Origin of the sequence: Pelistega suis, assembly GCF_013133795.1 — a bacterium.
Taxonomy (GTDB): domain Bacteria; phylum Pseudomonadota; class Gammaproteobacteria; order Burkholderiales; family Burkholderiaceae_B; genus Taylorella; species Taylorella suis.
In genome coordinates, this window is sequence record NZ_JABGBN010000004.1 from 37088 (window position 1) to 58574 (window position 21487).

Sequence of the window (21487 nt, forward strand, 5' to 3'; positions counted from 1 at the left end):
CTTTCAGTATAAGGAAAAACCATCTTCTTACCGGATCGCCATTTATCAAAAAAGCCTACGACATACATTCTGTTAAAATGATGCCTTAAACGATTTCTTATACTGATACATTCAATGTCTGAACTTGATCAAAACCCTTACGCAGGTCATACGCCGATGATGCAACAATATCTTCGTCTCAAAGACGAAGTCGGCAATATATTACTGTTTTATCGTATGGGTGATTTTTATGAGATGTTCTATGACGATGCCATCATCACAGCACGTCTTTTAAATTTAACACTGACTAAACGTGGTGTTTCCAATGGTGAACCAATCCCCATGGCTGGCGTACCTGCTCATGCGATGGAACAATATCTCGCCCGCCTTGTAGCTCTGGGAAAATCCGTCGCCATCGGAGAACAAATCGGTGATCCTGCAACCAGTAAAGGGCCTGTTGAACGTAAAATTGTCCGCATCGTCTCACCCGGTACCTTAACCGATGAAAATCTATTACCCTCTCGTTCAGATCGTCCTCTTCTGGCGATATATAAACCTTTCAAAGGCAAGAATCCAAAGTTTGGACTTGCATGGTTAAATTTAGCGAGTGGTGAATTTAAGGTCTGTGAAACAGATGAGTTAAATCTGGATTCAGAAATTTTTCGGATTGCCCCAGCAGAGATTATTACAGCAGACTCTTACTCCTTAGAAACTACTTCTGCGGCAGCCATGAGCAAAACAGCAGATTGGCATTTTGATTTAAAAGAATCACAGACTCAATTAGCACAATTTTTTGGGGTTGATTCACTACGAGCCTTTGGCGTAGAAGACGTGCCCAATGCACTGTGTGCTGCCGGCGCTCTACTACGTTATGTTGAGCGTACTCAAAATCAATCCTTAAGCCATATTCAAAGCATTAGCCAAGACCATAGCAATGAATATGTCATCTTAGACCCTGTCAGCCGTAAAAATCTTGAAATTACGGAGACTATTAGTGGTGACAGTTCACCCACCTTATTCTCGCTATTGGATCATTGTAAAACTCCCATGGGAAGCCGCTTATTGCGCAAATGGCTACATCACCCATTGCGTGATAATACACAAGTCACACAGCGCCACCACTATGTACAAGCCTTTTTAAATCCAGCTCATCTATCACTCAATGCCAAGCAACTGATTGATACTGTTTTGGATTACCTTAAAACCTATCCCGATATTGAGCGTATTAGTACACGTATCGCTCTTTTATCCGTACGCCCTCGTGAATTGGCAAGTCTACGTGATGCGTTACAACAGCTCCCTACTTTTGCTCAGTTTCTACAAACACAACTGATGATAGATAATGAGCTAACTCAACCTTTATGCGCTGTGGATAATATTTATCCTTTATTGGCTGCGACCCTAGCCGTAGAGCCTGCCGTGATGGTACGTGACGGTGGTGTGATTGCTGAAGGATTTGATAGCGAATTAGATGAGTTACGTACACTCGCAGCAGATAGCGGTGCTTTCTTGATTGAATTGGAAACACGCGAAAAAGAAGCAACAGGTATTCCTAATCTACGTGTAGAATACAATCGTGTTCATGGCTTTTATATCGAAGTCACCAAAACACATATCGATAAAGTACCTGCCCATTATCGCCGCCGTCAAACCTTAAAAAATGTCGAGCGCTATATTACACCCGAGCTCAAAACATGGGAAGATAAGGTTCTCTCAGCGAAAGACCGTGCCCTCAGTCGCGAAAAATATCTCTTTGATCAATTGCTTCAATCCTTACAACCATCGATTGTGGCTTTACAAAATCTTGCTCGTACCCTTGCGCAAATTGATGTTTATGTAAGCCTTGCTTACCATGCTTACACCAATGACTGGGTGAGGCCGACATTGGTGGAAACACCTTGCATTGAAATCACACAAGGGCGCCACCCTGTCGTTGAGCATAGTATCGAACGCTTTACGCCCAATGACTGCCTAATGAATGAGCAAGACCGTATGCTACTCATTACAGGGCCTAATATGGGGGGTAAATCTACCTATATGCGCCAAGTAGCTTTGATCACCTTACTCGCGAGAATGGGGAGTTTTGTCCCTGCTCAAGCTGCCACTATTGGGAAAATTGACCGTATTTTTACGCGCATTGGTGCTGCCGACGACTTGGCGGGTGGACGCTCTACTTTTATGATGGAAATGATTGAAGCTGCAGCGATTTTAGCCAATAGTACAGCTCACAGCCTCGTCCTTATGGATGAAATTGGACGTGGTACATCTACCTACGATGGTCTAGCATTAGCATGGGCAATAGCTTGCCGTCTGCTTAGCCATAATAAAGCGATGACTCTTTTTGCAACACATTACTTTGAAATAACCCGCCTTCCCGAGCAACTCGAAGGCGTCCGTAATGTCCATTTGGCTGCTACAGAAACCAGTACAGGACTTGCTTTTTTACATGAAGTACAAGAGGGTCCTGCCAACCGTAGCTATGGTATTCAAGTGGCACAAAAAGCAGGTATTCCTATGGCGGTTATTCGTCAAGCTAAGCGTGAGCTTGAGCGCCTAGAGCAAGGTACTTCTATCTCACCACAACTGGATTTATTTGCACAAGCCGATATTAAAGATCAAGAACAAAACGATAATTATCTTGAGTTACAAGCCATAAAGAACGCAATAAATACGCTTGACCCTGATAATATGAGCCCACGTGATGCACTCGATGCTCTTTATAAACTACGCAACCTTTTTGGACCAGACTCCTCACAGACATCATGACAATATCATTAACCGAAAAAATTGACCTATTAGGCAATATCAGCCCCGAAGAATTTATGCGTGAGTATTGGCAACGTAAGCCTTTGCTTATCCGCCAAGCATTTAAAAATTTCGAGTTACCTATTAGCATCGCTCAACTTAAAAAATTAGCGACACAAGAGGATGTGGAATCACGCTTTATCACTCGCAATGACGGTGACTGGAAACTCAAAAAAGGCCCCATTAGCCGTACCCCCAGTATGCAACAAAATGACTGGACACTCCTTGTTCAAAGCGTCGATTTACACGATGATAAGGTATCAGAGATGGCTCAACTTTTCCGCTTTGTGCCAGATGCACGTTTTGATGATGTGATGATTAGCCTTGCCTCAAAAGGTGGTGGTGTGGGGCCTCATTTTGATACCTATGACGTATTCCTACTCCAAGGTCATGGACAACGTCGTTGGCGTATTAGCCAACAAGAAGATAAAACACTTATTCCTGATTTACCTTGCCGTATTTTACAAAACTTTCAAGTTGAGCAAGAATGGGTATTAGAACCTGGTGATATGCTTTATCTGCCCCCTCAATGTGCGCATGACGGAATTGCAGAAACCGATAATTGCGTCACGATTTCTTTTGGCTTTAGAACCCTCTCTTTTGCCAATATGGTTCGTGGTATTTTTGAAGCTGCCGCCGATCAAGTCAGTGTCAATTCAGGTCTAGGTAGCGGTGTTTACTCCGAACCAGCCCTCTCTGGCTTTAAAGTTGAAGGTTATTATCGTGATCCGGGTGCACCAGCTGTTACGACCCCTGCTGCCTTACCAGAAGCCATGATTACCGAGGCCTTAAAAGCGGCTCAGCAAATTCAGTTCAATGCCGATTTAGCCAGTCATTTTTTAGGATGCTGGCTCACCGAGCCTAATCAACTCGCCCAATTTGATTTTGCGGAAGAAGAAATCAATATCGAAGACTTACCGGCTGAAACTCTCCTGAAAACAGACCGTAAAACACGTATGGTCTACCGCGGCGATCAGCTCTTTATCAATGGAGAAGCTGTACCTATTCCTATGAACAAAGTACTCCAAGAATTAGCGGATAAACGTTGCTTATCAGCTGGCTATGCAACATCTGAAAGTGATGAAGACACTTTTGAATTACTCCATCGTTGGATTGATGATGGTTGGTTAGTCGTCGCTTGATGAAGTCCGCTCATAGAGGAAGTGTTTAAAAACAATAGGCTCAGGATATAAACACCTGAGCCTATTTTATTTAGGTCACCACCTTATCCCAAAATCCTCAACAATAGACAATATCGCATGAATCCTCATCAAGGTGATATTGACTCGATTACAAACGCTCTTGTAATACCGTCAAGATACGTTGCGCTGTCTCAGAGCGATCAATATTACCTGCACTGTCGCGTACCGTTACTAAAGAAAAACCATCACCTTGGCTAGAAACTTTAATAATGTATGGGACTGGCGTTTTATTACCCTTATCACCCCATAGACGAGAGATGATATTTGATGACTTACGTTTTTCTCCCGTATCCGTATCTAAATAACGTACCACATAACTACCTGATGCCGCATCTGACTGATCAATCGTAAAGCCTGCACTTGTCAATGCTTGACCTACTTGACGATAAGATGCTTCACGAGACCCTGTCAATGCTAAAGCATTTTCACCAGCGACAAAGCCAACTGCCGATGTTTGTTGGGACTTAACCTCTTGTGGTGTTTGTACCGCAGCCTCTACCTCTTGCTTAGAAGCACCCATATATGACATTAAACGCGATAACATAATCGCATTTAACTCAGGATCTTCTTTGGCTGGTAACCATTTAAACTGCGTACCATCGCGATCCATTTGTGTTTCAACCATACGCTCATGACGGATGTAAACTTCCGTCTTACCATTAACACGTTCAAGACGTGTCGTAAAACGCTCACGCTCACCACTATCAGATACCATATCGACAATGCTACCCAATGTACGACGTAAGAAGTTAGCTGGAATCTTAGCGCGATTTTCAGCCCAATCTGTTTCAATAATACCTGCTTGAGGATTATCACGATTAATGGTAAAACCTTGATTACCCCAGAAAGCTAATACATCCTTATAAACCGCTGTTGCATCACGATTCACCTCTAACCAACGTGTATCACCCGAGCGTAACACTTTCATATCCGCAGAAGTCGGTAATACCGCATTCGCCTGACCGCTCTTATTCGCTTGCGCCATTGCCTTGTTATAAGCAGCGGCAGAAGCTGTACCTGTACCATAAGTCGAATATTGCGGGTTAATTTGGGCTTTTGATAAATCTGGTGGTAATGTCAATGGCTCACCACGCACCGTACTCTTATAATCAACAGCTTCAGAAGACATCAAATCATCCCATGTGCTACACGCTGTCATTGATAAACCGACTAATAATGTAGCGGCAATACGCTGAGTTGCTTTAATACGCATTGTATAAAAATCCTTTTTAAATTAAACCCGCTTGTTTTAATGCTTCTTTCACAATGGCAACATTTGAAGCCGCCATTGGGCATAAAGGTAAACGATAACCTAACTGAGATAAACCCATCTCCGCAACCGCATATTTTACAGGAATTGGATTGGCTTCAACGAACAATACACGATTTAACGTTGATAACTTACCATTAAGCTCACGTACTTTTGCTAAATCACCCTGTGCTGCTGCCACACATAAATCATGCATCATACGTGGTGCAATGTTTGCCGTGACAGAAATATTGGCCTGACCACCTAATAAAATCAATGCTGCTGCGGTAGGATCATCACCTGAATACACTTGGAAATGCGCAGGCTTATCACGTAATAGCTCACCTAAACGCGCAATATCACCTGTCGCATCCTTAATCCCCATAATGCCAGGAATCTCAGCTAACCGTAGAATAGTCTCATTAGACATATTCGCAACTGTACGTCCAGGAACATTGTAAAGAATAGTCGGGAGATTGGTATTTTCAGCAATCTCTTTGAAATGTAAATACATCCCCTCTTGTGTTGGCTTATTGTAATAAGGCACCACCGATAGACCAGCCTGTGCTCCTGCTTTTTCCGCTTGCTGAGAAAGGAAAATCGCCTCTTTTGTTGAGTTAGCACCTACACCCGCAATAACAGGGATACGACCTGCCGCATGCTCTACCGCAATACGAATAAGCTCTGTATGCTCTTCAAAATCAACCGTAGGTGATTCACCCGATGTACCTACAACTACCAAAGCATCAGAACCCTCTGCCACGTGCCAATCAATCAACTTCTTATAAGCCTCATAATCAATCTTACCGTCAGGTAACATCGGCGTAATTAACGCAGGAATACTGCCCGTGAATTGAGGATATTGGAACTCATTAGCCGCCATAAGTAATCATCCTAAAAATAAAAACAAATAATTCACTAGTTTAATAGAAAAACACGGAAAAATTAATCACATTACCTAAGAAAACAATAAAAAGTATGTTTCAATACCCTAAATGTTTTATTTATCAAGAAAAGATACCAAGCTTTTCTGGATTACCTGCTCCAACCCGTAGAACTTCTGGTGATGAACCTGACAAATCAATAATCGTGGTAGGGTGAGCAGACACATCGCCTGCAACAATAATACCCTCTAATTGCCCCTTATAATCATCCACAAAATCTTCATAATCCACAAAAGGCATATCCTCTCCTTCCGGAATAAAAGTAGTCGATAGTAAAGGCGAACCCACTTCTTCAATCAGAGCAGATAATACCGTATGCTGAGGCACTCGAATACCGATTGTCTTACGTGAGGGATGAGATACACGGCGAGGCACTTCTTTACTTGCCTCGAGAATAAACGTCCATGGTCCCGGTGTCGCCAACTTTAAAAGACGGTATTGCTGATTATCCACACGCGCAAAATGCGCAATCTCTGCCAAATCACGGCATAAAATGGTCAATAGATGGCGATCATCCAAACCCCGAATACGTCGTAAATTTTTAGCGGCGTCGGCATCGTCTAAGCGTGCCACCACGGCATAACCAGAATCTGTGGGGACGGCAACCAACCCACCCTCCTTAATTAATAACGCCGCCTGATAAATAAGACGCTGTTGCGGATTATCAGGGTGAATATCAAAAACAACACTCATCGCCATTTCTCCCAAATAGATGAAAGAACTATTCTAACAGATGTATTTGCAAAGAAAATCAGTTATAATTTGTGGCTTAGCGTCTCCATAGCTCAACTGGATAGAGCAACCGCCTTCTAAGCGGTAGGTTGTGAGTTCGATTCTCGCTGGAGGCGCCATAAACTATATTTTTGTTGCACAAAAGCAACTTTTAACAACAAAACAAAGATAAAACTTGTCAGAATTTATCTTTAAATGATATAGTTTCATTCTCTTGTGGTGACCGTAGCTCAGTTGGTAGAGTCCCGGATTGTGATTCCGGTTGTCGTGGGTTCGAGCCCCATCGGTCACCCCAATAATAAAAGTGGCTCTTTAGCTCAGTCGGTTAGAGCGACGGAATCATAATCCGCAGGTCCCCCGTTCGAATCGGGGAAGAGCCACCACTAAGAATTCAATATAATCAAGCACTTAGCATTTTCCGTTAAGTGCTTTTTTGTTTTCTTTTTTAAACTGGTACGGATATTTTGGACACAAAGGTGACTTTGCTTGGATAAGTGAGCGTAGTGTCCTGACACGTAAAGCACAGCATCATCAAGCGATTTTGTACTGGATAGAGCATTACCCCATAGGTTACAGTGATGTTGCCCGTTTATTTGGCATTCGTCCCTCTGACTTATACACAAAGATTAAACGTTATATCGCACATAGTCCCTCTGAGCATTTGCCTGATAAAATACGGTTATGGGATTGCCTAAGATGGCATGGGACAGGAGATGCAATGGTTGATAAAGCACGAATTCACCAAATGGTCAGTGAGCGCTTATCCAGAGCTAAGACCAAAGAGCAGCTGGATAAAGAGGTGAATGATATTTTAATTACCTACGAGTGTTTATTCCAAGAGATACTCAGTGATTGCAAGGATGAGGTCAAAAAAAAGAGTTGCAGCTATATCACGAGCAGCTCAAACAGGCGTTAGCATCAAGGCTGCCTGCCAAGTATTGAGTGTGCCAAGAAGTAGCTATTATGCGGCCAAGCATCCGAGCGAGTCGATGCGACGTGATGAGCAAAAAGCGCAGTGGATAGCACAGATACAACAAGCGTGTTTTTATACGATAGGTCGTCGTCGCATGGGGGTATTGCTTGAGCAAGCCCAAGGCTTAAAACTGGGGCAGTCGCAGATAGGTCGCTTGATGAAGGCGTTTGAACTCAATGCCAAGATACGTCAGCAACGCAAGACGTATCAAAAGAGCCGTTGTGTGCAAACGCAGGGATTAGCTGCCAATGTACTCAATAGGTACTTTAGCTCAGCAAGCCCAAGGAGTAAGTTGGTCGCTGATATGACCTATGTACCCTATTATGAAGATAATCAGTGGCACTGGGGTTACCTCTCGTTGATATTGGATTTATATGACCGCTCCATTGTGGCGTGATGCTATGGTAAGCAACACAATCAGCAGTTAGCGTTAAAGACGTTAAAAATACTGAGCTTTAAAGGCGTTGCTCCGCATGCGTTACTGCATAGCGATCAAGGCTCTATTTATACCTCCCAAGCGTTTAGAGAGGAGTTGGCTAGACAGGGGATTGAGCAAAGTCTATCGCGTGTAGGTAACTGCTATGACAATGCGGTAATGGAAAGCTTTAATGGCATATTAAAGGTAGAAGGATTGTATAATGAAGCATTTAGTACAGCGAGTACGCCCAGTTTTATTGAACAAAATCAAGCGATTGAACGATTTATCGCTTTTTATCACCATCGACGTCCGAGTTCTGTATTGAACAACAAAACGCCGATGGCATTTAATCAACCCTCAGGGTTAACACCTATGGTCTATTGACCATTTTTATCTGTCCAGAAAATTCATACCAGTTCAAACACAAAACCCCGAGAGTTTTAATCCCGGGGTTCATCTCTACGTTTTCTATAGGCACAATTGTGCTAGTCCAAATTGTCGCAGTTTTTGTCGCGCTTTTCAAGAAGTAAATGTCGCACTCTTATAACCAAAATAAAAATAAATTTTTTATATTGAAAAAAATTTTCCTTTAGGTTAATATATGTTTCATAACATAGAAGGGAGATCCGCTATGCAACTCACTAAATTCGGACAATTTATCCGTAAGTACAGAATTAACAACCTTATCTTGCTAAAGCACATGGCCGATTGCCTTGGCGTTAGCTCAGCTTTTTTATCAGCTGTAGAAACAGGCAAGAAAAACCTTCCCCCTGATTTTGAAAAAAAATTATTGGAAAAATACACTTTTTCTAAAGAAGAAAAACAAGAACTTCTTACTTCTATTGATAATTCTAAGACTCAAGAAATTATCCAAATGCCAGAAGATTCATTCAATAAAGAACTTGTTGGTGCTTTTTGTAGAAATTTTGAAACATTAGACCTTGCAACCAAAGAAAAGATTCTTGGTCTTTTAACGTCTAGAAAGGAATAAGTTTGCCTATGATTAAACAAAATCACTATCATCAAGGCTATGTAGTTAATCCCCTAAGCATTTCAAAAATTCACTCTAAAGCACTGGACTTCAGAATGGATTATTTTCATAGAATTGACCGTTACGGAAGAATTGATATTTCTACGATTCTAGAAATAGACTACGGCGACGGCAGAAAATATGCCATTTTGGAAAGCGACTCTAATGGACCTATGGGTTTAACAACCAATGATGGCATCATCTTCTTGGCTCCTAGCGTTTATGAAGGAGCTATTAATGGAAATGGTCGAGATAGATTTACCCTGGCACACGAGTTTGGACATGTATGTTTGCACCAAGGGCAAATTGGCTTTGCTAGAGCATCAACCTCTCAAAACAAAATCTACGAAAATAGCGAGTGGCAAGCTAATGAATTTGCAGGTGCTGTGCTTCTGCCTGATTATGAGTTAGTTAAAAATAAAGGCGCTTCTATTCAAATACTAGCAGAGCAATTTGGAGTAAGTTTAGAATGCGCAGAAATTAGAAAAGAAAAAGCCCAAAGGAGAGGTATCCTTTGAGCTTCTGGTAAATATTGATTATTGGCGTAATCAATATTTAGGGTTAGTTGTTCGCCTACTAACTCAAGCAAACAATCTAGCAAAACCTTAACTCTAGATTGTATACAACCGTTAAAATGTTTGCAATGTAAACTTTGTAACGGTTTGGCTTCCAAATAGAAAGGTGATAACCCTTTTTAACAGGAGGTCTATATGACTTATTCTGATGAAAGAGGTACCTTTATTTTGCGATGGACCCGCCGCACAAAAACTGGGCATGTCATCCGAGCACAAGGTAAGCCTTTTAAAATTTATATTGATTAAAACTAGCTAAAATCAATTGGGGTAGAGCATCACATTTGATGCTCTACCCCACCTATACTCAGCTCCAGCTCCAAGTTTTTCTCTTGCTTTTACCTCAATACTGCCTGTCTCGGCCAAACCGTCCAATACACGTTGCACCTGTCGCGTAACACTACGCTTTTCTTTCTTTCGAGGGTTAATGTAGTTAACAATCGTCCTTACCCTAAATGTTTTGTTCGGATAGGTACTAAGCAATTCGATAACCTCATCTGCGTACTTCAAACCTCACCCCTCACAAAATCCATTAAATCCTTTCTGACATTTTTGAGCATAAATTCGACAGTCCTTAGTGGGACACCCGTCCGCTGACTAATCGCTGCCCTACGTTCAGCTCTACTCAATCCTCGATACTTTAAAAAACGGTCCTCATAGTCGTGGATGATGATGATTTTGACGACCCAATGTTACCGTTTAACAAAGTCAGTCACTAATTGGTGATGTTGCCAATTCACAGGCGTTTTAGTATGGTTGTCCTCGGTGAGTTCCACCTCTGCCCCTACACCGTCATACATCACCTTGCTTTTTTAGGAGATTGGCGCAGGATTGCCCAGTTAATGTCAGGTCGCATTTCCTCACAAGTAACCGCACGTCCTGTCGCTTGCTCTATATCAGGACAGCGTTCTGCTGGAACTTGGCGTCGTCCAAGAGCCCACATAGAAATGAACTCTGGTCGAACTTTTATTATGGATGCAATCTCAGCAGCTCTACCTCGATTGGCTTTTACATAATCAAGTAGTTTCATATTTAGGGTTTTATGATAAAACAGCCTAAATATTGTCATTACGACAATTAAAAATCAATAGCATTACTTTTTTGATAATTCAAAAAGTTATCAAAATGATATTAAATAGAATTATGGATATTAATGAATTACGCCGTAAAAACCTAAGAGCTTTAGTCGAAGAATTTGGCGGAGTAGGCAAGCTCGCAGAAGTAGCTAATAGAGACCAATCACAGATTAGCCAATGGTTAAATGGCTCGATTATTCATGCAACCGGGAAGCCTCGTGGGGTTCGTTCATCTACTCTTAGAGACTTTGAGGCAGCTATCGGAAAACCACTAAACTGGCTAGATCAAGACCATGCTGATGATGAGCCTATCAAAGACGGCTACATAGAGCTGACTTACTACGATATTCAATCGTCTGCGGGACCGGGTAAGGTGGCTCCTGTCGACTACACTCCTATCTTGGACAGAAAGATTTGGGTGCTTGAGGATTGGGCGTTAAGAAATTTTGGACGCGGTGCCATTGATAAAATTAGGATTATCGATAACGTCGGCGACTCAATGAGTCCCACGATTAATAATGGTGATGTGCTATTTGTTGATGTAACACAGCGTGAATACGTCGCTGACGGCATTTACATCATCAACTGGAACGGCAGATTATTAACCAAACGCCTACGCGCTATGATTGACGGGCGTCTAGCCATTATCAGCGATAATAAAGACCAGTACGACACAGAATATGTCTCAGAAAAAGACATGGACCAGCTGGTCATTTGCGGTTTTGTGAAAAAATGGTGGTCGCTGCGGGGGTGAAAAAGGATAGAATATGTATCACTACGAAGACATAGAAGCTCCTCAATTCGAAAAGTTAGTAATCGCTATTTGCCAACATATTCTTGGTGAGGGAGTTCAAGGATTTACTGCTGGTAGAGATGGGGGGAAAGATGGTGTTTTTGTCGGTAAAGCTAATAGCTACCCAAGCCTACAAACCCCTTGGGAAGGTACAATAGTTATTCAAGCCAAGCACACTTATGGGATTAACAAGCATTTTTTAGAGACTGACTTTTATGGCAATAACAGTTGTGTTCTGTCAAAAGAAGCAGAAAAAATTAAGAAACTCATCTCCAATAATCAGCTAACCCATTACATGCTATTTGCCAATCGTAAACTAACAGGCGATGCATCAAGTAAGGTTAGAAATTTTATCTCTCAGAAGACAAATTTAAGTGAGCAAAATATAGCCATTTTGGGAATCGATGATTTGGATAACTGGCTTAACCGCTATCCTGACATACCTCAAAGAAGGGACATTAATCTACAGCCTCTTAACATAGCACCACTTATCGATCCAAATAATTTGGCAAAAGTAATCTCCTGCTTTTCACATGTTTTTGCGACAGAAACTAAGACAATGGATAGATATGTTGCTAACTCTATCCAGCGCACGACTTTCTCCGAGAAAAATAACCTTAACGAAATGCCAGAAAATTTTGGCAAAGAGTTGGTCAAGCTTTATATGCCTCTTATTCCAAACATAGATAACTTTTTACACGACCCACAAAACCGACTGATTTTGGAAAACTATCAAGAAGCAGTAGAGGAATTTCAACTTAAATATATTCTTAAAAAAAGGACGGAAGGACTAAGTTTTGATAAAATATTTAATAATTTAGTCGATTATCTCACGAATCGGGACTTTACATTAAAACAAAATAAGAGACTGACTCGTGCTATGGTTTTTTACATGTATTGGAGTTGCGACATAGGAATTTCAGAGAGCAATGCTACGTCCGAATAAACATAACCACCCAGATAAGACTGTACTTTATGCTAGTTTTCTAATACTAAAATCTTTAAAAAAGTCGAGAGTTATTCACTATAACGACCTATTGTTGTTGGTAAAAGATAAAATAGTTAACGGTAAATATCTATTTTTACCTGCATTAAACTTCTTATTTCTACTGGGATTGATAAATTATCAACCAAAGACTGATACGATAGAATATATTGAGAAGAAAAATGAAACTGTCTAAGTTGTACAGCAATCAGGATAGCAAATTCACTCCCATCATTTTTAATGGAGGGCTGAATTTTATCTACGGAGATGTTAGACTCCCAAAGGATGTTTTGCGAGACTCACATAACCTCGGCAAAACCACTCTTGCTGCACTCCTGGACTTCATGTTCCTAGCGAAACGAGATAATCGACATTTTTTATTCGCGAACATCGATATCTTTAAAGGTTTTGTATTCTTCTTAGAGATTAAACTCGGAGAAAATAAGTACTTAACAATTAAACGTAGCGTTGCAGAAGCAAGTAGTCCTAGCTTCATCGCCCATACGCAACCCCATCAAAACTACAAAGATTTAGCTGACGAACAATGGACTCATTCTCGCCTTTCCTTTGATAGAGCAAAAACCTATCTTGACGGGGAGTTAAACTTAACTGCCGTTAAACATTGGAAATACCGTAAAATCATTAACTACCTAATTCGCACACAAGACGATTTTAGTGATGTATTTAAACTTCATAAATACAGCGGACAAGACTCTCAGTGGAAACCCTATATGGCGGACTTGCTTGGCTTTGACGGTAAGTTAGCAAGACAAAGATATGAATACGCTCAACAAGTAAACGAAATAAAAGCACAAATCAAAGAAAGAAACGCTTTTGACGAAAAGAGTGCCAGTGAAGCATTGAGTAAAGTAGATGGTCGTTTACTATTACGCAAGAATGAATTGGTTGATATACAAAAATTTGTTGATAATTTTAATTTTCATGAAATTGATAGGCAATCGGTTGAGCAGTTAGTATCTGACATAGATAACAAAATTGCCGTTCTGAATATGAAAGAATATTCGCTCAAAAATAATATTCGTTACATTGAGCAGTCATTTTCTGAAGATAAAATTAAATTTAACCCTACAGAAGTTCAGGCTTTATTTGATGAAGCCAATGTACTCCTCCCGGATCAAATTACTAAGGATTTTGAGCAGCTTATCGCATTTAATAAGGCAATTACGAAAGAGAGAAAAGCCTACCTAAAGCAGGAATTGAAAGAAAGTAAAGCAGAACTTGAACAAGTTATTGTTCAGTTAAAACATCTCAACGAACAGCGCGAGGATCACCTCTCTTTCTTGAAAGAAAGCGAACTTGTTAATAAATTCAGAGAATCAAACCGCCAGATAGCAGAAGTTCAGACTGATATTTTTTCTCTAGAACAACAAAAAGAAAACATTGAAAGCATATTAGACTTACAAGAACAACAAAGAGCGTTAAAACTTGGCTTGGATGATACTGAAAACAAAATGCAGACAAACGTTAAACATGTTAATGAAGACGATGTTAATACGTTCGCTAAAATTCGACTATACTTTAACGAAATCATATCCACCGTATTAAATAAGCGTGGCGAGCTTTTTGTATTCATCAACAATGAGGGCAATTTAGAGTTTCGTGCCGAATATCAGGATAAACACGGCAAAAACACAAATGAAAGCAGAGGATCTTCCTACAGAAAATTCTTATGCATTGCTTTTGATTTAGCGGTAGCACGATCGTATATTGGGCAGAACTACCCCTGTTTCATCTACATCGACGGGGTATTTGATGGTCTTGACAATAGAAAAAAAGACTTATTGCTAAGCATTTTAAGAAAATATAGCGATATAGGCATCCAAATCATCGCAACAACTATCAACTCTGAAGTCCAAGGATTATCTAGTCCTTTAACTCAATCTGAAATAACCTTAACGCTTCATGATAACGGCATAGATGGTCGATTATTTAAAATGCCTACTTGGTAGCCAGCCCCTTTACGCTCCAAAAGCAGGTTCCGCATAAAAAGGCGTCACGACAGATTTCTGGTGGCGTTGCTCGGCTTGTCAGAGGTCGTAATCCAGTTGCAACTTCAACCATGTTTCCGCTTTAAATAGCTTAATAGCCTCATCTAATCGAAGTGCCATCTCAGGCGATATGCCTGTCCTACCATTGATAATACGAGACAATGCCGCACGAGTAATACCAAGATTCTTTGCTGCTTCTGTTACCGTGATATTGCTATTGTCCAAATACTCTTTTACAAATAAACCTGGGTGCGGAGGGTTGTGCATTCTAGCCATTTTAAACTCCCTAATGATAATCCTGATAATTCACAATATAAACATCTTCACCATCAAACGTAAAAGTCAATCGCCAATTTTCTATTAACTCACCATAAGTCAAAAACTCTTCCTCCCCCCAAGCCTTGAATCACTTCAAGGCTTTGTTTATTTCCCCTCCTAAACCGGTATGGAATATATAGAAAACCTTAAAAAATTCTTTTCATGCGAATGATTTACCTGAATGGCAACATGTTTTAAATAAAAGCAATTCCTCATACGAACTACAGTTTGGCTTATTAGACTCATCACTAAGCAGAGTAAATTAAAAATATTGCTCACAGCCACAACTTGAATACAGATATTGACTCGCTAGTCACATTCTCGCAATATTATGTCAACCAATAACTAATCTAATCCACCTAAGAAACCGTTTTTACCGAGAGCCTCAAAAACTCCTCGAATTAAATAAGAGTGTTGAAAATTTGGCATATAAACACGAGACCCTTCCGATATAGGAATAATAAATTTATTTTCCAATAGTTTCTTAATCTGGTATGTTCTTTGATTACTTGAATAAGAAGGAAATAAACCTTGTAAATCCCCCGCTTTAAATTCTCCTCTATCAATGGCTAACATAAGCACTTTCGCCTCATCTAGTGAGATAAGCATTCTATTTTGAGCATATTGAATGGCTGGTATTAAAATTTTTCCATTGAGAAATGCCTTGCTAGTTAGGTTATCCACTTTCTTTAACTCTCTAGACATCCCTGATAGTACATAAGTACACCAGCGCTCCAAACCTTCATCACTACCTTTATCTGCCTCAGCTAACATGTCGTAATACATCGTTCTGTCGCTACAAAATACAGCCGTTGGATTCAATACACGACCACCTGCCTGAACATTGAATCCGTATTTGATTAACAATGCGTACGTCAATAAGCGTACGGTTCTTCCGTTCCCATTATTAAACGGATGAACCCAGCCGAACCTGTGATGCGCCAATGCAATTTTCATTAAATCATATTTAGGTTTATCTTGACGATTCACAAAACCCACTAGTTCTTGCATCAAATCCGGAACGCGTAATGCCTCTGGTGGTAGATGCAATGATTTTCCAATAGTCACCGAACCAATCCTATACTTTCCAGGACTAGGGTCACCCTCTTTCGTTAATCCTTCAACTGCAATGGCATGTAATTCACGAATAAAGAACTCAGTAATATCATCACCTACTTTCAATGACTCATCTATGTACGCCATTGCTTTCTCGATATTTTTAATCTCTGCTAAATTCTCAGAGGGACTAGGAGCATCATCCAAATGATGCTCCACATAATCTGCAACCGTAGTGTGATTTCCTTCAATTCGAGCAGATCCCATACTCTCCAGCATATGGAATATTGTTTTTAATTGAATAAAAATATGGGGATGCACATCCCCTCTCAAGAACAATGTCCTTAGTTTCTCTAATTCTGTCAAAACATCAATAAGATCTGAATCGAAGTTTGGATTAAGCAGCCTTAATTCAAAATCTTTAAAGGTAGATTTCATTATCTTTAATCCAAATAAATATTAAACTTAAAAAAATAAAAAAAATCTAGAAAAATCAAAGAAAAAATAGAAATTAAAAATAAAAAATAATTTTTTCAAATCAAACTATTATCTTGAAATTCTATTTTTATCTTCTTGAATTTTAACGCCTCTTTACCAATTATTTTCAACAAATCCACCAAAAGTTGAAAACTACCTCCTGCCCCATTCCCTACCTTACCAATTTACATTTATTAATAATTTATATTTACTATTATGGTTATGTTGTATTTGATTTTATAGCCTTTTTGATTAATATCATAACTATAACGAACGGCACAAGATTGTCGATCCCGAGGACTCACCGAGAACAAGAAAATTCGGAATCACGAAAGCAGAAATGCGATTAGGCAGTGTAAGTTAGAAGCATGGTTAAGTGCAAAAGTTACACCACATCTCCCAACACCAATTTAAAATCCTCTCGCTCCATTTGAACATCCTCAAAGATATTTAATAAGGTATCGACAACATCCTCACCCAAACGGCAAGCAGCTTGTTGATAATCCACCCATCGAATTTCCATAGGTCCCTCAACATCTGCACTTAAACAATCATAAAGTGCATCAAAATTACGTCCAAAATACTCTGGCAAAGAAAATGCCTCTTCCAAGCGATCATAGACTTGTGCAAGTGAGTGAATATTATCGAGAACACAAACTTTTGTTATTGACATACTGGCACCTTTGCAAAACTATCATAGTGATTGACCGTCACATAGCGCTCACCCTCTCGGCTAAACACTAGGCGTTTTGCATTACGCTTCACCCCTTTATAATCTAAATCCGCTTCTTGCCATTGTCCTTTAGGGAGACGTTTTTCATAGTTACCAAAACGATCACCACCGATAGATTTTCCTTTTAAGGCAGGGATTTGATTAAAAGGTGTACCCGGCTGCCAACCTAACCCATTCGCCTCTTTCTTGGTCACAAAATAACTAGGAAGACGATTATTCTTATTTAAACTGCGAATAATCTCGACCAATTGACCTACATCGTCTAATTGAGACTTTAATTCTGTTTTATTAAACTTAGCCAGCACCACCTCACATGAGTGCTCACTTTGCTGTGATAAGTGTTGATTATCCTGCTGACTCGGTGCTTTAGCAAAAGCCCACACTGACGGCGTGCAAAGCAAACTTATTCCGACTATTGCACCTGCTGACCACGATCTATATTTCATCGTTATTCTCTTTTCCAAAACTAATTTCTTCATTATACGCCCTAATCAGATGTCAGACTTGTCATCCAAAGAAACATACAATGACAATAATAATTCTCATTTTGAAGTTTTAAGTAGATAGATTCACACGAAACAGGTAAACTTAACAATAAATAACACCTTAAAGGGTTGAGTACATGAAAGCACTAGGAAAAGTTCTATTTCTCTTAATCGTTGTTGCCCTCATTGCTTTTGGCGCATGGAAAGCCTTAGATAGCACATTATTTGCTGATGATGAGCCAACACCCGTTGTAAATGGTACCGCAACACTGCCTACCAATGTCCCTCCTCCTGCCACAGAGCCTAAACCACTCTCAGAGGACGAAGCATTTGCGAGTACATCAGCTGATACGGACACCAACCCTGAGGATTTAAAACTTTCTTGTGAAGCCGCTGACAATATTCTGTCTGAGCTTTACGATATGCGCCAAGAAGGTAAATCATACGACCAAGCACTCAATTTCTTACAAGATGATGGCTCTATTCCAGAAGAACATGTAAATTTATTTGTTGGCCTTGCTAATTCCCTCTGGTCTAGTCCTAAAGATCAGTTAAGACCTAAAGCTGAAATTACAGAGCAGTTTAGCGAACAATGCTTAAAAATCGAGCAGACCCAGTAATCTTTAACAAACCCCTCCTCTGATACCATCTATCCATAACAGTATAGTATGGTAGCCACAAAAAAGCCTCAGTCCACATATTTTGACTGAGGCTTTTCAACTACTTGGATAAGCTTGATATCACCACAACTATAAAGGGACAATCAAGTACTAGCATTCGCGGTCGGACTCACACTAGTAGGACGATACACTTGATTCATATGGTTCATAAGGTCTTCTACTGTACCATTGGGCTCAAATGAATCTGCTCTTGCCACAGGCCATGCCACCTCAAATAAACGGAATCGATAATTTCCTTTCAGCAAATCATTTTCCTGTAACTCTGGATAAATCGCTGATAACAAGCGTACCTCTGTCGGTGAAATACGGCGAGCAATATGATGCGCACGTAATAAATTAGGATGATTCAAACCGGCCGCACCTACTAATTCTGCTACCGCATGCATGGTATTACGATGATAGTTATACACACGACTCGCTTTATTATCGACATCCAATGCTTTAGCACGACTAGGGTCTTGAGTGGCTACCCCTGTTGGGCATTTATCCGTATGACAAGCCTGTGCCTGAATACACCCGACCGCAAACATAAAACCACGACCCGCATTACACCAATCTGCACCTAAAGATAAAGTACGCGCAATATCAAATGCCGAAATAATCTTACCCGCTGCACCAATCTTAATATATTTACGCAAACCTACACCCACTAAGGTATTATGAACAAGTCGCAACGCCTCTCGTAAGGGCGCCCCTACATGATCCGCAAACTCAACGGGGGCAGCACCTGTACCACCCTCTGCACCATCCACCACGATAAAATCAGGATAGATGCCCGTCTCTAGCATCGCTTTAGCAATCGCAAAGAATTCCCAAGGATGCCCTACACAGATTTTAAACCCTGTCGGTTTACCACCTGATAAATCACGCATCCGCTTAATAAACTGAAGCATACCAATCGGATTATCAAACTCAGGATGCGTCGCTGGTGAATTACAATCAATGCCGATAGGAATACCGCGTGCCTCCGCAATTTCTGCCGTGACCTTTTTCGCCGGCAAAATACCCCCATGACCGGGTTTGGCTCCTTGAGAAACCTTGAGCTCAATCATCTTAACATTAGGATGACGTGCTTTTTCAGCGAACTTCTCATCATTAAACGTACCGTCTTCATTACGGCAACCAAAGTAACTCGACCCAATATTCCAAATCAGATCCCCACCTTGCAGATGATATTTACTGATACCACCCTCACCCGTATCATGAGCAAATTTCCCCATCATCGCACCACGATTTAAGGCCGAAATCGCATTAGCTGATAAAGCACCAAAACTCATGGCTGAAATATTGAAAATCGACAAACTATACGGTTGCGCACATTGAGGACCACCTACCGTCGTACGAAAATCAAAATCACTAATATGCGTCGGATGCATAGAATGGTTAATCCACTCATAATCTTTTTCGTAAACATCTTTAATCGTACCGAACGGACGTTTATCTATTTGTTGCTTAGCACGTTGATAGACAATTGAACGCTGCAAACGAGAAAACGGTAAATTCTCCGTATCACTTTCAATAAAGTATTGACGAATTTCTGGACGAATCGATTCAAAGAAAAAGCGTAAGTTCCCTAGAATGGGATAGTTTCGACGAATGGAATGCCGCACTTGTCGCATATCATAAATACCTAACCCTGTTAAAAAAAGACTAGGAATAAATGCCCATAACCAACTCGCATCCCAAAAACTTAAAATAAAACTCACCGTCGCTATAATGGCGACGAGAATAAAGACTAAATAACGAGAAAAAAATTGAATCCGCATAACATCTCACAAGAAGCTAAATGATACTGAACATAAAACAATCGACAAATGCAAAAAAGCCTCAGGCGAGTACCTGAGGCTTATCACTCGAACCTATGCTAAAAATTACTTAGCTGCTGGTTGTTGACCTGTTACAGCACCAACAATCGCTTGAGCTGTTTGAGTATCACGAGTTAAGAATAAGAAGTTGTTACCGTCACGTACGCCACTTAAAGAAGCCACTTGACCGCCAACAACTGTAACGAAACCACGGTTAGCTGGAACAGCATTTAACGCTTTAACACCGTTTTCGTTTAATTGTAAACGAACAAATGCACGACCTTGGTTGTCTTGTACTGGCTCGATAGCTGTTAAGTCAGCACGAGTAAATACTGGCTCGTTAGCAACGTAGATAGTTTGTTTTTCGTTTAATTTAACAGCACGGTAGCCTTTAACTACTTTGTCAGATGCTGCAAAAACCTCAACGTTAGCTACTTGAATTTGTTGAGCTTGTGCTGCTGGAGCAGCGGCTTGGCTAGAAGATGAACCTGTTGACTGGCAACCAGCTAAAATAGCAGCTAAAGGTAAAACAGCTAATGCTAATTTACGAGATAATTTCATTGTATTATTCCTTATGAAATGAATGAGTTATGCTTTCATTATAACAAAGAAGGCTGATAAGTCTATCGTTATCGATATTAAGAATTGTAAAGGAAATGTTTCAACGATTACACCTAATTTTACTGTGTGCATTAAGAAGATTTTGCTCGCAACATCCCGACCATTTGCTCCACAATAGCAAGCAGTTTCAATCGCTCTGTATCATCTATTTGACCTAATAATTCCTCTAGCTGCCTTGCCATATCACGCGGACGATGACTTGCCTCATCTAATAAATCCGTCGTCTCACACGAAAAAATCTCCGCCAACTCAAATAGACGAACAACGGATAAACCAATATTTCCTCTTTCAAGACGAGAAACCGCATCTAAACTGAGATCTAACCGTTCTGCCAATTCTGCCTGTGTCATACCAATCACCTTACGATGTTTGGCAATCGACTGCCCAATTTTTTGATTGATTTCCTGCTTTGCTGATTTGGTCATATTTCCTCCAAACAGCAAATATCAAGCATATTGCCTCACAAAAGAATGGCATTTTATTCTCATATAAGAATAAAATTACAAATAATCAACAATTTCCGATAAAATTTCTTTCAAAGAACA

The 21487-nt window shown here is 40.4% G+C and carries 24 protein-coding genes and 3 tRNA genes; 15 read left to right on the forward strand and 12 right to left on the reverse strand.

All coding sequences use genetic code 11. From position 1 onward, the window contains the following. The first annotated feature begins 114 nt into the window (after positions 1-114). Together mutS and HKX39_RS06375 are read left to right on the forward strand one after the other, a co-directional pair. On the forward strand, positions 115-2745 hold the full coding sequence (mutS, locus tag HKX39_RS06370) for a DNA mismatch repair protein MutS (protein ID WP_171680494.1): 2631 nt from the start codon (positions 115-117) through the stop codon (positions 2743-2745). Positions 2746-2747: 2 nt separating this feature from the next. Next, positions 2748-3926 carry a JmjC domain-containing protein gene (locus HKX39_RS06375; protein WP_425500274.1) on the forward strand — a complete coding sequence of 393 codons (1179 nt, stop codon included), beginning with the start codon at positions 2748-2750 and terminating at the stop codon, positions 3924-3926. Between the two features lie 148 nt (positions 3927-4074). Here the strand turns inward: HKX39_RS06375 and bamC are convergent, their stop codons facing one another. The 3 genes from bamC to HKX39_RS06390 form a co-directional block, all read right to left on the reverse strand. Then, entirely contained in the window at positions 4075-5199 is a 1125-nt protein-coding gene (gene bamC / locus HKX39_RS06380; protein ID WP_171680496.1) for an outer membrane protein assembly factor BamC, read from the reverse strand. Between the two features lie 16 nt (positions 5200-5215). Next, on the reverse strand, positions 5216-6118 hold the full coding sequence (dapA, locus tag HKX39_RS06385; protein WP_171680497.1) for a 4-hydroxy-tetrahydrodipicolinate synthase: 903 nt from the start codon (positions 6116-6118) through the stop codon (positions 5216-5218). A 124-nt stretch (positions 6119-6242) separates the two neighbouring features. Continuing rightward, positions 6243-6872 carry an L-threonylcarbamoyladenylate synthase gene (locus HKX39_RS06390; protein ID WP_171680498.1) on the reverse strand — a complete coding sequence of 210 codons (630 nt, stop codon included), beginning with the start codon at positions 6870-6872 and terminating at the stop codon, positions 6243-6245. Between the two features lie 81 nt (positions 6873-6953). Here HKX39_RS06390 and HKX39_RS06395 point away from each other — a divergent pair. The 8 genes from HKX39_RS06395 to HKX39_RS06430 all read left to right on the forward strand — a co-directional run bounded on the left by HKX39_RS06395 (position 6954) and on the right by HKX39_RS06430 (position 9850). Continuing rightward, a tRNA-Arg gene (locus HKX39_RS06395) sits at positions 6954-7030 on the forward strand. Positions 7031-7130: 100 nt separating this feature from the next. Beyond that, positions 7131-7206: transfer RNA gene (locus HKX39_RS06400), tRNA-His, on the forward strand. A gap of 11 nt (positions 7207-7217) precedes the next feature. Then, a tRNA-Met gene (locus HKX39_RS06405) sits at positions 7218-7294 on the forward strand. Between the two features lie 50 nt (positions 7295-7344). Further along, positions 7345-7827, forward strand: a complete 483-nt coding sequence (locus tag HKX39_RS06410; protein ID WP_171680499.1) for a helix-turn-helix domain-containing protein — start codon at positions 7345-7347, stop codon at positions 7825-7827. A gap of 28 nt (positions 7828-7855) precedes the next feature. Then, on the forward strand, positions 7856-8281 hold the full coding sequence (locus HKX39_RS06415; protein ID WP_171680500.1) for an IS3 family transposase: 426 nt from the start codon (positions 7856-7858) through the stop codon (positions 8279-8281). A 135-nt stretch (positions 8282-8416) separates the two neighbouring features. Then, positions 8417-8686, forward strand: coding sequence for an integrase core domain-containing protein (locus HKX39_RS06420; RefSeq protein ID WP_171680501.1), 270 nt, complete (start codon positions 8417-8419; stop codon positions 8684-8686). Positions 8687-8933: 247 nt separating this feature from the next. Continuing rightward, positions 8934-9293, forward strand: a complete 360-nt coding sequence (locus HKX39_RS06425) for a helix-turn-helix domain-containing protein (RefSeq protein WP_171680502.1) — start codon at positions 8934-8936, stop codon at positions 9291-9293. Between the two features lie 8 nt (positions 9294-9301). Then, positions 9302-9850 carry an ImmA/IrrE family metallo-endopeptidase gene (locus tag HKX39_RS06430; RefSeq protein WP_171680503.1) on the forward strand — a complete coding sequence of 183 codons (549 nt, stop codon included), beginning with the start codon at positions 9302-9304 and terminating at the stop codon, positions 9848-9850. Positions 9851-10165: 315 nt separating this feature from the next. Here HKX39_RS06430 and HKX39_RS06435 read toward each other — a convergent pair whose 3' ends face one another. Then, entirely contained in the window at positions 10166-10414 is a 249-nt protein-coding gene (locus HKX39_RS06435) for a hypothetical protein (protein ID WP_171680504.1), read from the reverse strand. Positions 10415-10703: 289 nt separating this feature from the next. Beyond that, positions 10704-10973, reverse strand: coding sequence for a transcriptional regulator (locus tag HKX39_RS10810; protein ID WP_425500272.1), 270 nt, complete (start codon positions 10971-10973; stop codon positions 10704-10706). Here HKX39_RS10810 and HKX39_RS06445 point away from each other — a divergent pair. The 4 genes from HKX39_RS06445 to HKX39_RS06455 are packed head-to-tail and all read left to right on the forward strand — an operon-like array spanning position 10967 to position 14728. Beyond that, on the forward strand, positions 10967-11734 hold the full coding sequence (locus HKX39_RS06445) for a S24 family peptidase (RefSeq protein ID WP_171680506.1): 768 nt from the start codon (positions 10967-10969) through the stop codon (positions 11732-11734). The genes HKX39_RS10810 and HKX39_RS06445 overlap by 7 nt on opposite strands. Positions 11735-11747: 13 nt before the next feature. Continuing rightward, the gene (locus tag HKX39_RS06450; RefSeq protein WP_171680507.1) at positions 11748-12719 is read left to right on the forward strand and encodes an ABC-three component system protein; all 972 of its coding nucleotides are present in this window, start codon (positions 11748-11750) and stop codon (positions 12717-12719) included. After that, positions 12703-12954, forward strand: a complete 252-nt coding sequence (locus HKX39_RS10790) for an ABC-three component system middle component 8 (protein ID WP_343043423.1) — start codon at positions 12703-12705, stop codon at positions 12952-12954. The genes HKX39_RS06450 and HKX39_RS10790 overlap by 17 nt, the downstream gene beginning before the upstream one ends. Then, positions 12941-14728, forward strand: coding sequence for a DUF2326 domain-containing protein (locus HKX39_RS06455; protein WP_171680508.1), 1788 nt, complete (start codon positions 12941-12943; stop codon positions 14726-14728). Before HKX39_RS10790 ends, HKX39_RS06455 begins: the two co-directional genes overlap by 14 nt. Positions 14729-14806: 78 nt before the next feature. Here the strand turns inward: HKX39_RS06455 and HKX39_RS06460 are convergent, their stop codons facing one another. The 4 genes from HKX39_RS06460 to HKX39_RS06475 all read right to left on the reverse strand — a co-directional run bounded on the left by HKX39_RS06460 (position 14807) and on the right by HKX39_RS06475 (position 17797). Then, on the reverse strand, positions 14807-15043 hold the full coding sequence (locus tag HKX39_RS06460; RefSeq protein WP_216605063.1) for a HigA family addiction module antitoxin: 237 nt from the start codon (positions 15041-15043) through the stop codon (positions 14807-14809). Positions 15044-15430: 387 nt separating this feature from the next. Next, complete coding sequence (locus HKX39_RS06465) at positions 15431-16579, reverse strand: Fic family protein (RefSeq protein ID WP_171680509.1); 1149 nt, start codon at positions 16577-16579, stop codon at positions 15431-15433. Between the two features lie 424 nt (positions 16580-17003). Then, positions 17004-17291, reverse strand: a complete 288-nt coding sequence (locus tag HKX39_RS06470; RefSeq protein ID WP_171680510.1) for a barstar family protein — start codon at positions 17289-17291, stop codon at positions 17004-17006. Next, a complete protein-coding gene (locus tag HKX39_RS06475; protein ID WP_171680511.1) occupies positions 17282-17797 on the reverse strand; it encodes a ribonuclease domain-containing protein in 516 nt (171 codons plus the stop codon). The genes HKX39_RS06470 and HKX39_RS06475 overlap by 10 nt, the downstream gene beginning before the upstream one ends. Before the next feature lie 176 nt (positions 17798-17973). Between HKX39_RS06475 and HKX39_RS06480 the strand changes: the two genes are divergently transcribed. After that, positions 17974-18456, forward strand: a complete 483-nt coding sequence (locus tag HKX39_RS06480; RefSeq protein ID WP_171680512.1) for a hypothetical protein — start codon at positions 17974-17976, stop codon at positions 18454-18456. Between the two features lie 143 nt (positions 18457-18599). Here HKX39_RS06480 and HKX39_RS06485 read toward each other — a convergent pair whose 3' ends face one another. The 3 genes from HKX39_RS06485 to HKX39_RS06495 form a co-directional block, all read right to left on the reverse strand. After that, positions 18600-20282: an FMN-binding glutamate synthase family protein gene (locus HKX39_RS06485; protein WP_171680513.1), complete on the reverse strand. Its 1683-nt coding sequence runs from the start codon at positions 20280-20282 to the stop codon at positions 18600-18602. A gap of 105 nt (positions 20283-20387) precedes the next feature. Further along, the gene (locus HKX39_RS06490; RefSeq protein WP_171680514.1) at positions 20388-20882 is read right to left on the reverse strand and encodes a hypothetical protein; all 495 of its coding nucleotides are present in this window, start codon (positions 20880-20882) and stop codon (positions 20388-20390) included. Between the two features lie 131 nt (positions 20883-21013). Next, complete coding sequence (locus HKX39_RS06495) at positions 21014-21367, reverse strand: helix-turn-helix domain-containing protein (RefSeq protein ID WP_171680515.1); 354 nt, start codon at positions 21365-21367, stop codon at positions 21014-21016. Positions 21368-21487: the final 120 nt, after the last annotated feature.

Bases quoted from the DNA above. Each gene is read 5' to 3' on its own strand.
- mutS (WP_171680494.1), top strand. From the start codon at position 115: ATGTCTGAACTTGATCAAAACCCTTACGCAGGTCATACGCCGATGATG.
- bamC (WP_171680496.1), bottom strand. From the start codon at position 5,199: ATGCGTATTAAAGCAACTCAGCGTATTGCCGCTACATTATTAGTCGGT.
- dapA (WP_171680497.1), bottom strand. From the start codon at position 6,118: ATGGCGGCTAATGAGTTCCAATATCCTCAATTCACGGGCAGTATTCCT.
- HKX39_RS06390 (WP_171680498.1), bottom strand. From the start codon at position 6,872: ATGAGTGTTGTTTTTGATATTCACCCTGATAATCCGCAACAGCGTCTT.
- HKX39_RS06425 (WP_171680502.1), top strand. From the start codon at position 8,934: ATGCAACTCACTAAATTCGGACAATTTATCCGTAAGTACAGAATTAAC.
- HKX39_RS06430 (WP_171680503.1), top strand. From the start codon at position 9,302: ATGATTAAACAAAATCACTATCATCAAGGCTATGTAGTTAATCCCCTA.
- HKX39_RS10810 (WP_425500272.1), bottom strand. From the start codon at position 10,973: ATGACAATATTTAGGCTGTTTTATCATAAAACCCTAAATATGAAACTA.
- HKX39_RS06450 (WP_171680507.1), top strand. From the start codon at position 11,748: ATGTATCACTACGAAGACATAGAAGCTCCTCAATTCGAAAAGTTAGTA.
- HKX39_RS10790 (WP_343043423.1), top strand. From the start codon at position 12,703: ATGCTACGTCCGAATAAACATAACCACCCAGATAAGACTGTACTTTAT.
- HKX39_RS06455 (WP_171680508.1), top strand. From the start codon at position 12,941: ATGAAACTGTCTAAGTTGTACAGCAATCAGGATAGCAAATTCACTCCC.
- HKX39_RS06460 (WP_216605063.1), bottom strand. From the start codon at position 15,043: ATGGCTAGAATGCACAACCCTCCGCACCCAGGTTTATTTGTAAAAGAG.
- HKX39_RS06465 (WP_171680509.1), bottom strand. From the start codon at position 16,579: ATGAAATCTACCTTTAAAGATTTTGAATTAAGGCTGCTTAATCCAAAC.
- HKX39_RS06470 (WP_171680510.1), bottom strand. From the start codon at position 17,291: ATGTCAATAACAAAAGTTTGTGTTCTCGATAATATTCACTCACTTGCA.
- HKX39_RS06475 (WP_171680511.1), bottom strand. From the start codon at position 17,797: ATGAAATATAGATCGTGGTCAGCAGGTGCAATAGTCGGAATAAGTTTG.
- HKX39_RS06480 (WP_171680512.1), top strand. From the start codon at position 17,974: ATGAAAGCACTAGGAAAAGTTCTATTTCTCTTAATCGTTGTTGCCCTC.
- HKX39_RS06485 (WP_171680513.1), bottom strand. From the start codon at position 20,282: ATGCGGATTCAATTTTTTTCTCGTTATTTAGTCTTTATTCTCGTCGCC.
- HKX39_RS06490 (WP_171680514.1), bottom strand. From the start codon at position 20,882: ATGAAATTATCTCGTAAATTAGCATTAGCTGTTTTACCTTTAGCTGCT.
- HKX39_RS06495 (WP_171680515.1), bottom strand. From the start codon at position 21,367: ATGACCAAATCAGCAAAGCAGGAAATCAATCAAAAAATTGGGCAGTCG.